Genomic DNA, 15,016 nt, shown 5'->3' on the forward strand with positions numbered 1-15,016 from the left:
AGGCTAGGAGGGAAGGGGGGACGGACGCTCGCGAATTTCGGACGGGGCCTTCGCGGCCGGTCAGGCGGCGTGCCGGGGCTTGTCCGACGAGGCTTCGGGGTCAGTGCAGCGCCCTGGCCTCCACGCCCAGCAGATCGAACAGTGCCCGTTCACCGGCCGCTGTCACCTTCACGGCCCGCTCGGAGCCGATACGGACGCACCACCCCGCGTCCAGGGCGTGCCGGCACAGCGCCGCGCCCGCGACGCCCGCGAGATGAGGCCGGCGTTCGGTCCAGTCGAGACAGGCACGGGCCAGGGGACGCCGACCACGCCGATCGAGGCCGATGCCTGCCGACTCGAACCACGCCAGCCCGGCTTCGGTGAGCGCGAACCCCGTCTCCTGCTGCAGCAGACCGCGCGCCGTCAGGGCGTCCGTGACCGCGATGCCGAGCCGCCCGGCGAGATGGTCGTAGCAGGTGCGGCCCCGGGCCATCGCCGAACCGGCGCTCGACTGCCGCAGGTTCCGCGGCCGTACGGCCGTACCCGGCGCGACCTGCGCCGCCAGGTCCTCCACCAGCTGCGCGACCCGCGCGTCGGCCAGCCGGACGTACCGGTGCCTGCCCTGGCGCTCCTCGGCGAGCAGCCCGCCCGCGACGAGCCTGCCGAGGTGCTCGCTCAGCGTCGACGCGGCGACACCCGCGTGCCGCGCCAGTTCGCTCGCGGTCCAGGCCCGGCCGTCGAGCAGCGCCAGCAGGCACGCGGCCCGGGTCTCGTCCGCGAACAGCGCGGCGAGCCGGGCCAGGGCCGTGGCCTGCGGGTCCCTCGTCGTCATGCCCCCCAGCATGGAACACCGACCCTTCGGCCGCCGCCGAAGTGTCCCGTCGCGATGGTGCTACGCGGTCCGCCGCACCTGCTCGTACTGCCGTGCCAGCCCGTCCAGCAGGGCCGTCAGCCCGGTCTCGAAGGCCCGCTCGTCGATCTTCTCCTGCTGCTCGGCGAGGAGATGGGCCTGCTGGAGATGGGGGTAGTCGGCGGGGTCGTAGGCGCTCGCGTCGTTCACGAAGCCCCCGGCGAAGGAGCCGAGCGCGGAACCCATCACGAAGTACCGCATCAGCGCGCCGATGGACGTGGCCTGGGCCGGCGGCCAGCCCGCCTCGACCATCGCGCCGTAGACGGCGTCCGCGAGGCGCAGCCCCGCCGGGCGGCGGCCGGGGCCGCGGGCCAGCACCGGGACGATGTTCGGGTGGTCGCGCAGCGCGGTCCGGTAGGAGACGGCCCAGTCGTGCAGCGCGGTCCGCCAGTCGCGGCCGTCCTGGAACATCGTCAGGTCCACCTGGCCGCTCACCGAGTCGGCGACCGCCTCCAGGATCTCGTCCTTGGTGCGGAAGTGGTTGTAGAGCGAGGGCCCGCTGACCCCGAGTTCGGCGGCGAGCCGGCGGGTGGAGACGGCCGCGAGGCCCTCCGCGTCCACGAGCGCGCGGGCCGTCTCGACGATCCGGTCGGTGCTGAGCAGGGGCTTGCGCGGTCGGGCCATGGCGCACATAGTAGGGCTGCCGATAGAAACTAGCAGTGCTAATTTAAATGTACGGCTTTCAAGTGGAGTGGCTTGTGGTGAACCTGGAGCTCAGCGAGGAGCAGACCGCCGTACGGCAGCTCGCCCGGGACTTCGTCGAGCGCGAGATCGCCCCGAACGCCGTCGCCTGGGACCGCGCCGAGGAAGTCGACCGCGCGATCGTCAAGAAGCTCGGCGAGGTCGGCTTCCTGGGTCTGACGATCGACGAGGAGTACGGCGGCTCGGGCGGTGACCACCTGGCGTACTGCCTGGTCACGGAGGAACTCGGCCGGGGCGACTCGTCCGTGCGCGGGATCGTCTCCGTCTCGCTGGGGCTCGTCGCGAAGACCGTCGCCGCCTGGGGGAGCGAGGAGCAGAAGCGGCGGTGGCTGCCGGGGCTCACGTCCGGCGAGGCGGTCGGCTGCTTCGGCCTGACCGAGCCGGGCACCGGCTCGGACGCGGGCAACCTCGCGACGCGGGCGGTGCGCGACGGCGACGACTACGTCATCAACGGCACCAAGATGTTCATCACCAACGGCACCTGGGCCGACGTCGTCCTGCTCTTCGCCCGCTCCACGGACGCCCCCGGCCACAAGGGCGTGTCCGCCTTCCTGGTCCCCACGGACACGCCCGGCCTGACGCGCCGCACGATCCACGGGAAGCTGGGGCTGCGCGGCCAGGCCACGGCCGAACTCGTACTGGAGGACGTGCGTGTGCCCGCCTCGGCGCTGCTGGGGGAGGAGGGCAAGGGCTTCTCGGTCGCCATGTCCGCCCTCGCCAAGGGCCGGATGTCGGTCGCCGCGGGCTGTGTCGGCATAGCCCAGGCCGCTCTGGACGCGGCCGTGCGGTACGCGGGCGAGCGCGAGCAGTTCGGGAAGACCATCGCCCGTCACCAGCTGGTCCAGGAACTGATCAGCGACATCGCCGTGGACGTCGACGCCGCCCGGCTGCTGACCTGGCGGGTCGCCGACCTGATCGACCGCGGCCGGCCGTTCGCCGTCGAGTCGTCCAAGGCCAAGCTGTTCGCCTCGGAGGCGGCCGTCCGCGCCGCGAACAACGCCCTCCAGGTCTTCGGCGGCTACGGCTACATCGACGAGTACCCCGCGGGCAAGCTGCTGCGGGACGCCCGCGTGATGACCCTCTACGAGGGCACGAGCCAGATCCAGAAGCTGGTCATCGGGCGTGCGCTCACGGGCGTTTCGGCGTTCTGAGTACGCCCTGAGTACTTCAGCCGATGTGGCGCGGGCCACGTCCGCCGGAAGCTTGCCCCATGAGTGACACACCGGGCAGCAAGCAGAACACGGCCGCCTTCTACGGCCAGGCCGTCGCTTCCTTCGCCGTCGCCATGGCGGCCACCGCGATCGGCATCTACCAACTGAGCGCCGACGCCTGGGTGCGGGGCTTTCTCGCCATCGCCGTTCTGTACCTGGTCACCTCCTCCTTCACCCTGGCCAAGGTGATCCGGGACCGGCAGGAGGGGGCGGCGCCCTCGTACACCCCCTTCGAGAAGCACTGAGCTGCCGCACTAAGCGCTCGCTCACCTTCGGCGGTATGGTGTTGTCCCTGTCGGTGGAGAGGGGCGAGTGATGAGTACGGCGGAGGATACGGCCGGTGGCGAGGCGCAGGCGTGGGGCGAGGTCACGCCCGACGCGGCGCGACGGCTGCTGATCGCCGCGGTGGAGGCCTTCGCCGAGCGCGGGTACCACGCCACGACGACCCGTGACATCGCGGGTCGCGCCGGAATGAGCCCGGCCGCGCTCTACATCCACTACAAGACCAAGGAAGAGCTGCTGCACCGCATCAGCCGGATCGGGCACGAGAAGGCCCTGGAGATCCTGCGGACGGCGGCCCGGCAGGAGGGCACCGCCCGCGAGCGCCTGGCCGGCGCGGTCAGCTCCTTCGTCCGCTGGCACGCCGGCGGACGCACCACCGCCCGGGTCGTCCAGTACGAGCTGGACTCGCTCGGTCCGGACGCCCGTGAGGAGATCCTCGCGTTGCGGCGGCAGTGCGACGCCGAGGTGCGGGCGATCATCGAGGACGGCGTGGCGGCCGGTGAGTTCGACGTGCTCGACGTGAAGGGCACGACCCTGGCCGTGCTCTCGCTCTGCATCGACGTGGCGCGTTGGTTCAACGTCGACGGGCCGTGGACGCCGGACGAGGTCGGCGCGCTGTACGCCGACCTCGTGCTGCGGATGGTGGGGGACGGCGGAGCGGCGGCCCGCCGGTAGCCCGCCGGGGTCAGAGGTAGTAGCGGGCGATCGACTCGGCGACACAGACGGGCTTGTCGCCGCCCTCGCGTTCCACGGTGAAGGCGACGGTCACCTGGGCGCCGCCGGGCACGTCGTCGACGGCGCTGATGGTCGCGGTGGCGCGCAGCCGGGAGCCGACGGGGACGGGGGAGGGGAAACGGACCTTGTTCGTCCCGTAGTTGACGCCCATCTTCACGCCCTCGACGGAGATCAGCTGCGGTCCGAAGAGGGGGAGCAGCGACAGCGTGAGATAGCCGTGGGCGACGGTGGTGCCGAAGGGCCCCGCTGCGGCCTTCTCCGGGTCGACGTGGATCCACTGGTGGTCGCCGGTGGCCTCCGCGAAGAGGTCGATCCGCTTCTGGTCGATGTCGAGCCAGTCGGTGTACCCCAGTTGCTCGCCCACCGCCGACTTCAGGTCGTCGACGGATGTGAAGATCCTCGGCTGTGCCATGTCCCGGCCTCTCGCGTCAGGAAGTCTGCGTGCGCTTGAATCTCTAAGCGACTGCTTAGCATGGTCGGCTGCGGGGGCCGTGTCAACGGACTCGGTGGGGTCGATCGGTAGGGTTCGAAGGGTGCCCCAGATTTCAGAGAAGATCCACGAGCTCACGGTCGGCCAGCTGGCGGCGCGCAGCGGGGCCGCCGTTTCCGCCCTGCACTTCTACGAGTCGAAGGGCCTGATCAGCAGTCGCCGGACCGCCGGCAATCAGCGCCGCTACTCGCGTGACACGCTGCGCAGGGTCGCCTTCATCCGGGCCGCGCAACGGGTCGGCATCCCGCTGGCGACGATCCGCGAGGCGCTGGCGGAGCTTCCCGAGGAGCGGACGCCGACCCGGGAGGACTGGGCGCATCTGTCGGAGGCCTGGCGCTCGGAACTGGACGAGCGCATCAAGCAGCTGAACCGCCTCCGCGACCACCTCACCGACTGCATCGGCTGCGGCTGCCTCTCCCTCGACACGTGCGTCCTCTCCAACCCCGGCGACGTCTTCGGCGAGCGCCGGGCGGGGTCGCGCCTGATGGTGGACAAGGGGCGCGGGTAGCGCCTGACGCCGGGTGGTGGGTCGGGGCCGCGCCGGGGGGTGTCCCTCCTCGGAACGGCGCGATGGGGTCGGATACCGACTGACTGTCCGTTGACGCGCCAACCGCTGCGGGCGGACACCCCCCCGACACGTCCCCTTCCGTGCGTACGCGGGTGCGGGGCGCGTCGTGCTCCCGCTTCGCGGCGGGGGCTGGCACTCGGCGCTGGGCTGCGGGTGCGTCGTGGCCCAGGTGCCGCAGGCCGGCCGCTACGTGTGCGGGCGCGCGGCGACCTGCTCAGCAGCCGTAGCCCCCGCGCTGCGGACCACCCGTCCTGCTTGGCTGCGGGCCCCGCCGGTCCCGCATAGCTGCGGGCAGGCGTGCCGCTGGGGCGGCACGGGTGGGCGCAGCGGTACCCCGTTCCGCCGGGCTGCGGACCCACCCGGCCTCAGCAACGACGCTGCGCACCCTGCCGACCCGCCTCGTACTCCACCAACCCCGCCGTAACCAGCTCCGCATTGGACCCGGCCGGCCTCCCGTCCGGCAGGACCAGCACATCCTCCACCCCGACCCGCGTGGCCAACCCCAGCTCGCCCGCAAGCCGCAGCACCGGCCACGCACCCCCGTCCTCCCCGTGCAGCAGGACGGGACGCCCGTGCGCGGCCCCAAGCTCGGACAACAACCCCCGCGCAGAAGCCACCGCACTCGAAGGGCCGGTATCCGTCACCTCGGCCAACACCCGCAGCGCCCTCGGCCCCAGCGGCGAGGCAGCGAACCGCTCCGCGCCGTCCGTCCCGGACCAGATGCCGGCCTCCACGCCCACCCCGAGATCCAGGAGCAGGCCGGCAACCTCCTCCGCACCGGGCTCATGCCAGTTGACCGAGGCGTGGTCGGGCAGGTCGGTCCAGCTCCGTATCCGCTCCAGCCGGGCGGCAGGGTCCGGCTCGGCCCATGCCCCCGTGGTCACACCCACCGGCACCCGCACGCGCGAGCGAATCGCCGAGAGCGTCTCCGCAAGCACCCTGGGCGACAACGTGTCCCGCCCGCACGGCGTCTTGGGATGGACATGGATGTCCGTGGCCCCGGCCGCGACGGCGTCCGCGGCGGAGTCGGCCATGGACTCGGGCGTCAGCGGCACCGCCGTACCGTCGGCGGCGGTCCGCGGACCGTTCAGACACACCTGCACCATGTCGACGATGGTGTCAGCCCTCACTGACAGTGGGGGTGCGGCATCCCCGGCGCACCCCCCGCGCACCCGCACTCGTCAAGCCGACACCAACAGCCTCGCCCGCCTGGCGTCCGCCAGGGACTCGGGCGTGAGCACCGGACGCGGTACGAGAATTCCGCAGTCCGTGCAGACCGGACCCGCCGAAGGCTCGTGGTCCAGGTCGTACTTCCAGGCGAGTTGTTCCCCGCCGCACACCGGGCACGTCGAGCCCGGCTCGCGCTCCAGCGCGGCGATCAGCCGGCGCAGCACCTCGGCCAGCGGTTCACGGGGATGGACCGCCGGATCGTCGCACCACGCCACGCCGAAACCGCCCCAGGTCAGCCGGTGCCAGTCGTCCACACTGCCCGGCCGGCGCAGTCCGTCGTGCTTCTCCTTCTTGCGGCGCTCGGCGAACTCGACCTCGTAGGCCAGCCAGACCGCCCGCGCCTCCTCCAGTTCGTCCAGTGCGGCCACGAGCCGCACCGGATCGGGGGACCGGTCCTCGGGACCGAACCCGGCCCGGGAGCAAAGATGGTCCCAGGTCGCCCTGTGCCCGTAAGGGGCGAACCTCTCAAGGCACTTGCGCAGCGAATAGCGCCGCAGTGCCAGATCGCACCGCGGATCGCGGACCTGTCTCGCCAGACTCCGGAAACCGGCCATCGTCCTGCACCTCCGTCACACCTGCACCTAATCCGGTCACTTCGGCGTCGTCGTAAGGACGTCGCCGAATAGACGTATCGACAAGCGAATCGGCTCCATCCGATTTCAAATGGCCTCCATAAGCCGTCCGACGAGGCCTCGAGTCGACTGCCGTGGTCCGTGTGCCTGTTGTGCTGACTCCAAAAAGTGACGCTTGCTCATCTTCAATCGCGGGGATACCGGCGGTAACATCCCGCCCACCCCCGTCGGGAGGAGCCCCCCACATGCCACGGAGTAACCCACGCACCGTTCTCGACAGAATGAGAACTCCCCACGGAATCCCCGGGTTCCTGAAGACCGCATCGGTATGCGCGCTGATCGCGGGTCTTTTGTCGCCGCTGTCACAGGCGGCCGCCTCGGAGACGGGGACCGCGCAGGTCACGGCCGCGGCGAACGACCACTGCGGCAACCAGTGTTCGGACATCCTCCCGCCCGGCCAGAACGGCAACGCCACCCTGGCCCAGGTCCTCCTGAACCAGGCCTTCGGCACCCAGCCCGAGCACGCCGAAGACCAGCTCGGGCCCTATGCCGACCTCGCCAAGGGGTACACCGGCCTCACCAACGACAAGATCAACAGTTTCTTCAACGACGCGTCGTTCGGGGTCCCGGCGGATCAGGTCGCCTCCACCGTCAAGCCGGCCGGGCGCGGTGACGTGACGATCGTCCGGGACAAGAAGACCGGTGTGCCGCACATCACCGGTACCACCCGGTACGGCACGGAGTTCGGGGCCGGCTACGCCGCCGCCCAGGACCGGCTGTGGCTGATGGACGTCTTCCGGCACGTCGGACGTGGACAGGTGACCTCCTTCGCGGGCGGCGCGCCCTCCAACCAGGGCCTGGAACAGCAGTTCTGGCGGCACGCGCCCTACACCGAGGCCGATCTCCAGGCGCAGATCGACAACGCCGTCGCCACCAACGGCGAGCGCGGCAAGCAGGCCCTCGCCGACGCCGACGCCTACCTCGACGGCATCAACGCCTACATCGACGCCTCCGACAGCGGCCGGTACTTCCCCGGTGAGTACGTCCTCACCGGGCACAAGGACTCAGTCACCAACGCCGGGAAGATCGAGCACTTCAAGATCACCGACATGGTCGCGCTGGGCTCCGTCATCGGCGCGCTGTTCGGCTCCGGCGGAGGCGGCGAGGTCAACAACGCGCTCTCCCTGCTCGCCGCCCAGGAGAAGTACGGCGTGGCGGAAGGCACCAAGGTCTGGGAGTCCTTCCGCGAGCGCAACGACCCGGAGGCCGTCCTCACCGTCCACGACGGCAGCTTCCCGTACGCGACCAAGCCGGACGACCCGCAGGGCGCGGCAATGCCGGACGCCGGTTCGGTGAAGCCGGAGCCGCTCGTCTACGACCGCACCGGCAGCGCCGCCACGGCCAGTGCCACCGGCGCGTCCGGCCAGGCGGCCAAGTCGGCCCTGTCCTCCGCCAAGCGCGGCATGTCCAACGCCCTCGTGGTCAGCGGTGAGCACACCGCCAGCGGCCACCCGGTCGCCGTGTTCGGCCCGCAGACCGGCTACTTCGCCCCCCAGCTGCTGCTGCTCCAGGAGCTCCAGGGGCCGGGCATCAGCGCCCGCGGCGCCTCCTTCGCGGGCCTGAGCATGTACGTCGAACTCGGCCGCGGCCAGGACTACTCGTGGAGCGCCACGACCTCCGGCCAGGACATCATCGACACGTTCGCCGTCGAACTGTGCAAGGACGACTACCACTACCTCTACCGCGGCACCTGCACGCCGATGGAGAAGATCGAGCAGAAGAACGCCTGGAAGCCGACGGTCGCCGACGGCACCGCGGCCGGCTCGTACACGATGCGGGTCTGGCGCACGAAGTACGGACCCGTCGAGTACCGCGCCACGGTCGGCGGCAAGAAGGTCGCCTACACCACCCTGCGCTCGTCCTTCATGCACGAGGCCGACTCCATCATCGGCTTCCAGATGCTGAACGACCCGGACTACGTGAAGGGCCCGGAGTCGTTCCAGAAGGCGGTGCAGCACATCAACTACACCTTCAACTGGTTCTACGTCGACTCCGAGCACACCGCCTACTACAACAGCGGCGACAACCCGGTGCGCGCGAACGGCGTCGACGCCGAGTTCCCGGTGTGGGCCCGGCCGGCGTACGAGTGGCGCGGCTGGGACCCGGCGACCAACACGGCCGACTACACCCCGCCCTCCGCCCACCCCAACTCCATCGACCAGGACTACTACATCTCCTGGAACAACAAGCAGGCCAAGGACTACACGACCGCGCCCTGGGGCAACGGCTCCGTGCACCGCGGCAACCTCCTGGAGGACCGGGTGCAGAAGCTGGTCCGGCAGGGCGGGGTGACCAGGGCCTCGCTGGTGAAGGCCATGGCCGACGCGGCCACGGCCGACCTGCGGGCGGAGGATGTCCTGCCCGAGCTGCTGAAGGTCGTGAACAGTTCGCCGGTCACCGACCCCACCGCCGCGGCCGCCGTGAGCAAACTCCAGACGTGGGTCGCCGCGGGCGGCAAGCGCACGGAGACCTCGGCCGGATCCAAGAAGTACGCCGACGCCGACGCGATCCGCATCCTGGACGCCTGGTGGCCGCTCCTGGTGAAGGCCGAGTTCGAACCGGGCCTCGGCAGCAAGCTGTTCGGGGCGATGACCGCCAACCTGCCCGTCGACGAGTCCCCGTCGGCCTCCCACGGCCCGACCGGGTCGCACGCCGGAAGCTCCTTCCAGTACGGCTGGTGGAGCTACGTCGACAAGGACATCCGGGCCGTGCTCGGCGAGCAGGTGCGCGGACCGCTGGCCCGCGAGTACTGCGGCGGCGGAGACCTCGGCGCCTGCCGTGACACCCTCCTCAGCACCCTGAAGGAGGCGGCCGGCAAGACGGCGGCCCAGGTCTACCCCGGTGACGACCAGTGCTCGGCGGGCGACCAGTGGTGCGCCGACTCGGTCATCCACCGCACCCTCGGCGGCATCAAGCACGGCAAGATCAGCTGGCAGAACCGGCCGACCTACCAGCAGGTCGTGGAGTTCACCTCACACCGGTGACCCGGGCTCTGGCGGCGGGTCAGCGAATACGGCCCGCCGCCAGCACCAGCCGGGCCAGTTCCTCGTGCAGGATGTCGATCACGCACCCCGAGCCGGGCGGCTTCGCCCGCAGGGCCTCGGCGAGGGTGTACGCGCGCGTGCCCGGCACCGCCTGCACCCCGTCGTAGCCCATCGCACCCCACTCGGCGCCCAGGGCACGCCCCATGTCGAGGCCGGCGACCGACCGGCTGTCACCCGCCATGCGGGAGGCCAGCGGATACATCGTGCCCAGGGCCGAGTCGTGCCGGGAGTGGCAGCACACGAGAGGACCGTCGACGCGGTTCTGCTGCCCCTGGAGCACCCCTCCGGCACGCGCGTCGTGCGGCAGCCGGGCCGCGAACGCGTAGTGGGAGAACGCCCCTTGGAGCAGCGTCACCGACTTCACGGTACGCACGCCCTCGGGGAGGCCGCGCAGCGCGAACGACACCAGCCGCGCGCCGAAACTGTGCCCGACGAGGTGCACGCGCACGCCCGGCGCCGCCTTCGCGAGCTGCCCGACGACCCGCCCGAGACCCCGCTCGCCGACGGTTCCCGCACGCCGCTTCATCGCGTAGTACGTCGCCTGCCGCAGCAGTTCGTGCGCCCCCTCCCAGGGGTTGGGGAGGCGGAACCCCTGCCGCGCGCCGGACCCGTCGAGCTCCGCCAGCGCCCTCGCGAACTCCTCACAGGCCGACGCCGAGGAGCCGGCCAGCATCGCCGGCTCGCTCTGCGGCACACCCTCCGCCACCGTGTCCGCCGCGAACAGCGCCTGCGGCCCGGGCGCCACCACCTCCACCAGCAGCCGCACCAGCCGCCCGAACTCCTCCAGCTCGGCCCCCTCCGGCGGCTGCTGCTCCAGCAGCCGGGCGATCTGGTCGACCAGGATCGCCCGGCCCGGGAAGGACTCCAGCAGCGCGTGCCGCGTGTCCTTGTCGAGCACCGGTCGCCTGGGGGCCTCGGCCGCCACGGCCCGGGGGAAGTCCGGGATCGGTTCGTCGGAGAACCGCATGGCCGGCCACAGCACGCCGACGTACCCGATCCGGGCCGCCGGGGCCAGCCGCGGAACGGGCGCCAGGAACCGGTCGTAGAGCCGGGTCGCACCCGAAGGGTCGTTGTTCCAGCCGTGCGCGAAGACGACGAGGTCGCGCACCTTCCGTTCGGTCACCCCGGCGAGCAGCCGGTCACGCTGGCGGCCCGCCGGGTCCCCGTCCGCGTCGAAGGCCAGCTCCCAGTAGGGAGTCACACGCATCGCCGGATCCGCCATGACAGGCCCCCTGTTCCCCCGGGTTACGCCACGATGTGGCGCATCGTCCTGCCAACGGGGGAGCTTGGCCATACGTCACGGCCGCATTGGGCGGGTGATGCCGCGCTCAGCGGTAGAGGAGGTACGTCCGCCGCATCCTCCGGAACGCCGCCAGCTCCTCCCGCCACCCCGCCACGACCTCGTCGGTGTCCGCGCCCGCGTCGATCATCGTGCGCACGCGCGCGGAGCCGGTGAGTTTGTCGATCCAGTTGTCGGAGCGCCAGGCGAAGCCGCTCCAGACCTTCCTGGCTGTCACGAGCAGGGCGATCCCCGTCCGTACGGGATCGAAGACGTCCCGGTCGTGCACATGGACCTGCACGCCGCCGATCGTCCTGCCCTGGAACTTCGAGAAGGTCGGCGCGAAGTACGCCTCCCGGAAGCGCACGCCGGGCAGGGCGAGTTCGTTCGCGGCGGCGGCCCAGCGCCGGTCGATGCCCTCGGCGCCGAGCAGCTCGAACGGCCGGGTCGTGCCCCGCCCCTCCGACAGGTTCGTGCCCTCGAACAGGCAGGTCCCCGAGTAGACCAGCGCCGTCTCCGGCGTCGGCATGTTCGGGCTGGGCGGCACCCAGGGCAGCCCGGACGCGTCGTAGAAGTGCGAGCGTCTCCAGCCCGACATGGCCACGGTCTCCAGCTGTACCGGCTCGGTCAGGAACTCCTCGTTGAACAGCCGTGCCAGCTCCGCGACGGTCATCCCGTGGGCCTGGGCGATGGGCTGCCGCCCGACGAACGTGGCGAACTCCTTGTGCAGGACGGGCCCCAGGGCCGCCCGGCCGGTCACCGGGTTGGGCCGGTCCAGGACCACGAACCGCTTGCCGGCGAGCTGCGCCGCCTCCATGCAGTCGTACAGGGTCCAGATGTAGGTGTAGAAGCGGGCGCCGACATCCTGGATGTCGAAGACGACCGTGTCCACGCCGGACGCGGTGAAGATGTCGGCGAGCGGCCGGCCGCTCTTGAGATACGTGTCGTACACGGGCAGGCCGGTCGCCGGGTCGTCGTAGCGGCCCTCGGAGCCGCCGGCCTGGGCGGTGCCGCGGAATCCGTGCTCGGGGCCGAAGACGGCCCTTAAATCCACTCGGGTGTCGGCGTGCATGACGTCGACGATGTGGCGGACCTCGCGGGTGATGCCGGTGGGGTTGGTGACGATGCCGACCTTCTGGCCGTCGAGCAGGGCGTAGCCGTCGTGGGCGAGTCGTTCGAAACCGGTGCGGAGTGTTCTGGGGCGTTGGGCCGCGGCTGCGGTGGGTGTGGCCGAGACGGCTGCTGCCGTCGCCGCCGTGATGACGGCTCGTCTGGAAGGGCGCATGCGGTGACCTCCTTGAGCGGGGACGGTCGGCATGGGCACGGTAAGCGCTCCCGCGGGCTGTGGGGAGGCCGCGGGCCGCCTGTGGTTGCTCGCGCCCACGCGGCGGAGCCGCACATCGGTTCAGCCTCGCGCCCCTTTCAGGGGTGTTGCCGGCACCCCTTCCCTGGTACATACCGACCGGTTAGTCTGGCGCCATTGCCGAGCCGCGTCAGAGGAGACCGATGGTGGGAGCCTTTCAAGGGGCTGGAGTCGTTGTCACGGGGGCAGGTGGCGGAATCGGAGCCGCACTCGCCCGGCGCTTCGCCGCTGAGGGAGCCCGGGTCGTCGTCAACGACCTGGACGCCGAGCGGGCCAAGCACGTCGCGGACGAGGTCGGGGGCGTCGCCGTGCCCGGCGATGCCTCGGCGATCGTCGCCGACGCCCGCGACGCGCTCGACGGGACCGTCGATGTGTACTGCGCCAACGCCGGCGTCGCCTTCGACGGCCTCGATCCAGGTCAGGCGTTGGACGAGAAGGCCTGGGCGACCTCCTGGGACGTGAACGTCATGGCGCATGTCCGGGCCGCTCAGGAGCTGCTGCCCGCCTGGCTGGAGCGGGGCAGCGGCCGGTTCGTCTCCACCGTCTCCGCCGCCGGGCTGCTCACCATGATCGGCGCCGCGCCCTACGCCGTCACCAAGCACGGCGCCCTCGCCTTCGCCGAGTGGCTGTCGCTGACGTACCGGCACCGGGGTGTGAAGGTCCACGCCATCTGCCCGCAGGGCGTCCGCACCGACATGCTGGCCGCCACCGGCAGCGCGGGCGACCTGGTGCTCCAGCCGACCGCGATCGAGCCGGAGGCCGTGGCGGACGCCCTGGTGAAGGGCATCGAGGAGGACCGCTTCCTGATCCTGCCGCACCCCGAGGTCGCCGCGTACCGCCAGGCCCGGGCCGGTGACCCCGACCGGTGGCTGACCGGCATGAACCGCATCCAGCAGCAGTGGGAGGAGAACCGGTGACCGAGTCACGTTACGCGGCCAAGCCCTGGCTGGAGCTGCTCAACGACGCCCAGAAGGGTGCGATAGACCCCGCCGACTCCCTCGTGCACGCCCTGCGCCGGGCCGTGGCCGAGACGCCCGGCAGCGACTTCCTGGCCTATTTCGACGGCCGCCTGACCTACCGGGACGTCGACGAGCTCAGCACTTCCGTCGCCGGGCATCTCGCGGCGCGCGGCCTGGAGCGCGGTGACCGGGTCGCGGTACTGCTCCAGAACTCCCCGCACTTCGTGCTCGCCGTGCTGGGCGCCTGGAAGGCGGGCGCGGTCGTCGTGCCCGCCAACCCGATGTACAAGTCGGGCGAGGTGTCCCACGTCCTGCGCGACGGCGAGGTCGCCGCGCTGATCTGCTCGGACCGGGCGTGGGAGTCGTATCTGCGCGAGACGGCGGCGGACTCGCCCGTGCGGATCGTGCTCACCGGGTGCGAGCTGGACTTCCAGACGCGGGACGACGCGCGCGTGCTGACCTTCGAGCGCCTGCCGCAGGCCCCGGACGCCGACGACCTGGTGACCGTGGCCCGGGCCGGGTACAAGGCACCCGAGGGCCGGGACCCCGAGCCCTCCGACATCGCGCTGATCAGCTACACGTCGGGCACCAGCGGCGCGCCCAAGGGCGCCACCAACACGCACGGCAACATCATGTACAACGCCGAGCGCCAGCGGACCGGCCTGGGACTGCCCGAGCGGCCCGTCTACTTCGCGCTGGCGCCGCTGTTCCACATCACCGGCATGGTCTGCCAGTTCGGCGCCTGCCTGAGCAGCGCCGGCACGCTCGTGCTGGCCTACCGCTTCGAGGCCGGCCTCGTGCTCGACGCGTTCTCCGAGCACCGGCCGCACTACACCGTCGGCCCGTCCACGGCCTTCATGGCGCTGGCCGCCCATCCGTCCGTCACCCGCGAACACTTCTCCTCCTTCCGGGTGATCTCCTCCGGCGGCGCCCCGCTGCCGCCCGCGCTGGTGGAGAAGTTCCGGGCCGGCTTCGGGCCGTACATCCGCAACGGGTACGGACTGACCGAGTGCACCGCGCCGTGCGCCTCCGTGCCGCCCGGTCTTCAGGCGCCCGTCGACCCGGTCTCCGGGACCCTCGCGGTCGGCCTGCCCGGCCCCGACACGGTCGTACGGATCGTCGACGACAACGGCGAAGAGGTGCCGTTCGGCGAGCAGGGCGAGATCGTCGTACGGGGGCCGCAGGTCGTGCCCGGCTACTGGCGGCGCCCCGACGCCACCGCCGAGACGTTCCCCGGCGGCGAACTGCGCACCGGTGACATCGGCTTCATGGACGAGCGGGGCTGGCTGTACGTCGTCGACCGCAAGAAGGACATGATCAACGCGTCCGGCTTCAAGGTGTGGCCGCGCGAGGTCGAGGACGTGCTCTACACGCACCCGGCGGTGCGCGAGGCCGCCGTCGTGGGCGTGCCCGACGGGTATCGCGGGGAGACCGTCAAGGCGTACATCAGCCTGCGTCCGGACGCCGACACGGACCCGGATGCACTCGCTTTCTACTGCAAGGAGAGACTGGCCGCCTACAAATACCCGCGCCAGGTGGAGATCCTGCCGGACTTGCCGAAGACGGCCAGTGGGAAGATCCTCCGTCGGGAACTTCGTTCCCGGACGCAAGGCAACTGACAGCAGTACGGAA

General features: G+C 71.3%; 14 protein-coding genes. 7 read left to right on the forward strand and 7 right to left on the reverse strand.

Going from position 1 to position 15,016, the window contains the following annotated elements; translation table 11 throughout:
* Window positions 1–100 precede the first annotated feature (100 nt).
* Both MQE23_RS34995 and MQE23_RS35000 read right to left on the reverse strand, forming a co-directional pair.
* Window positions 101–811 carry a winged helix-turn-helix domain-containing protein gene (locus MQE23_RS34995; RefSeq protein WP_037674397.1) on the reverse strand — a complete coding sequence of 237 codons (711 nt, stop codon included), beginning with the start codon at window positions 809–811 and terminating at the stop codon, window positions 101–103.
* Between the two features lie 60 nt (window positions 812–871).
* Complete coding sequence (locus MQE23_RS35000) at window positions 872–1,513, reverse strand: TetR/AcrR family transcriptional regulator (protein ID WP_037674389.1); 642 nt, start codon at window positions 1,511–1,513, stop codon at window positions 872–874.
* Window positions 1,514–1,590: 77 nt separating this feature from the next.
* Here MQE23_RS35000 and MQE23_RS35005 point away from each other — a divergent pair, with 77 nt between their 5' ends.
* The 3 genes from MQE23_RS35005 (at window position 1,591) to MQE23_RS35015 (ending at window position 3,759) form a co-directional block, all read left to right on the forward strand.
* A complete protein-coding gene (locus MQE23_RS35005; RefSeq protein WP_037674401.1) occupies window positions 1,591–2,742 on the forward strand; it encodes an acyl-CoA dehydrogenase family protein in 1,152 nt (383 codons plus the stop codon).
* Window positions 2,743–2,801: 59 nt separating this feature from the next.
* The gene (locus MQE23_RS35010) at window positions 2,802–3,047 is read left to right on the forward strand and encodes a YiaA/YiaB family inner membrane protein (RefSeq protein WP_020277609.1); all 246 of its coding nucleotides are present in this window, start codon (window positions 2,802–2,804) and stop codon (window positions 3,045–3,047) included.
* A gap of 70 nt (window positions 3,048–3,117) precedes the next feature.
* Window positions 3,118–3,759 (forward strand): TetR/AcrR family transcriptional regulator, encoded by a 642-nt coding sequence (locus MQE23_RS35015; RefSeq protein WP_037674391.1) that lies wholly within the window; start codon window positions 3,118–3,120, stop codon window positions 3,757–3,759.
* Window positions 3,760–3,769: 10 nt separating this feature from the next.
* On the opposite strand, the gene MQE23_RS35020 is transcribed toward MQE23_RS35015, so the two are convergent.
* Window positions 3,770–4,231 (reverse strand): MaoC family dehydratase, encoded by a 462-nt coding sequence (locus tag MQE23_RS35020; protein ID WP_243381221.1) that lies wholly within the window; start codon window positions 4,229–4,231, stop codon window positions 3,770–3,772.
* 121 nt (window positions 4,232–4,352) lie between these two features.
* On the opposite strand from MQE23_RS35020, the gene soxR reads away from it, so the two are divergent.
* Entirely contained in the window at window positions 4,353–4,817 is a 465-nt protein-coding gene (gene soxR / locus MQE23_RS35025; protein WP_020277612.1) for a redox-sensitive transcriptional activator SoxR, read from the forward strand.
* A 425-nt stretch (window positions 4,818–5,242) separates the two neighbouring features.
* On the opposite strand, the gene MQE23_RS35030 is transcribed toward soxR, so the two are convergent.
* Complete coding sequence (locus MQE23_RS35030; RefSeq protein WP_243381223.1) at window positions 5,243–5,983, reverse strand: 3-keto-5-aminohexanoate cleavage protein; 741 nt, start codon at window positions 5,981–5,983, stop codon at window positions 5,243–5,245.
* A gap of 75 nt (window positions 5,984–6,058) precedes the next feature.
* The gene (locus MQE23_RS35035; RefSeq protein WP_243381225.1) at window positions 6,059–6,661 is read right to left on the reverse strand and encodes a hypothetical protein; all 603 of its coding nucleotides are present in this window, start codon (window positions 6,659–6,661) and stop codon (window positions 6,059–6,061) included.
* Window positions 6,662–6,924: 263 nt separating this feature from the next.
* Between MQE23_RS35035 and MQE23_RS35040 the strand changes: the two genes are divergently transcribed.
* On the forward strand, window positions 6,925–9,723 hold the full coding sequence (locus tag MQE23_RS35040; protein WP_243381226.1) for a penicillin acylase family protein: 2,799 nt from the start codon (window positions 6,925–6,927) through the stop codon (window positions 9,721–9,723).
* Window positions 9,724–9,742: 19 nt separating this feature from the next.
* Here MQE23_RS35040 and MQE23_RS35045 read toward each other — a convergent pair whose 3' ends face one another.
* Together MQE23_RS35045 and MQE23_RS35050 are read right to left on the reverse strand one after the other, a co-directional pair.
* On the reverse strand, window positions 9,743–11,005 hold the full coding sequence (locus tag MQE23_RS35045) for a serine-threonine protein kinase (protein WP_243381228.1): 1,263 nt from the start codon (window positions 11,003–11,005) through the stop codon (window positions 9,743–9,745).
* Between the two features lie 106 nt (window positions 11,006–11,111).
* Window positions 11,112–12,347 (reverse strand): DUF1343 domain-containing protein, encoded by a 1,236-nt coding sequence (locus tag MQE23_RS35050; RefSeq protein WP_020274175.1) that lies wholly within the window; start codon window positions 12,345–12,347, stop codon window positions 11,112–11,114.
* A 221-nt stretch (window positions 12,348–12,568) separates the two neighbouring features.
* Here MQE23_RS35050 and MQE23_RS35055 point away from each other — a divergent pair, with 221 nt between their 5' ends.
* Both MQE23_RS35055 and MQE23_RS35060 read left to right on the forward strand, forming a co-directional pair.
* Entirely contained in the window at window positions 12,569–13,342 is a 774-nt protein-coding gene (locus MQE23_RS35055; RefSeq protein WP_243381230.1) for an SDR family oxidoreductase, read from the forward strand.
* Window positions 13,339–15,003 carry an AMP-binding protein gene (locus MQE23_RS35060; protein ID WP_243381231.1) on the forward strand — a complete coding sequence of 555 codons (1,665 nt, stop codon included), beginning with the start codon at window positions 13,339–13,341 and terminating at the stop codon, window positions 15,001–15,003. The genes MQE23_RS35055 and MQE23_RS35060 overlap by 4 nt, the downstream gene beginning before the upstream one ends.
* The last annotated feature ends 13 nt before the right edge of the window (window positions 15,004–15,016 follow it).

Origin of the sequence: Streptomyces sp. HP-A2021 (assembly GCF_022807935.1) — a bacterium.
Taxonomy (GTDB): Bacteria; Actinomycetota; Actinomycetes; order Streptomycetales; family Streptomycetaceae; genus Streptomyces; species Streptomyces afghaniensis.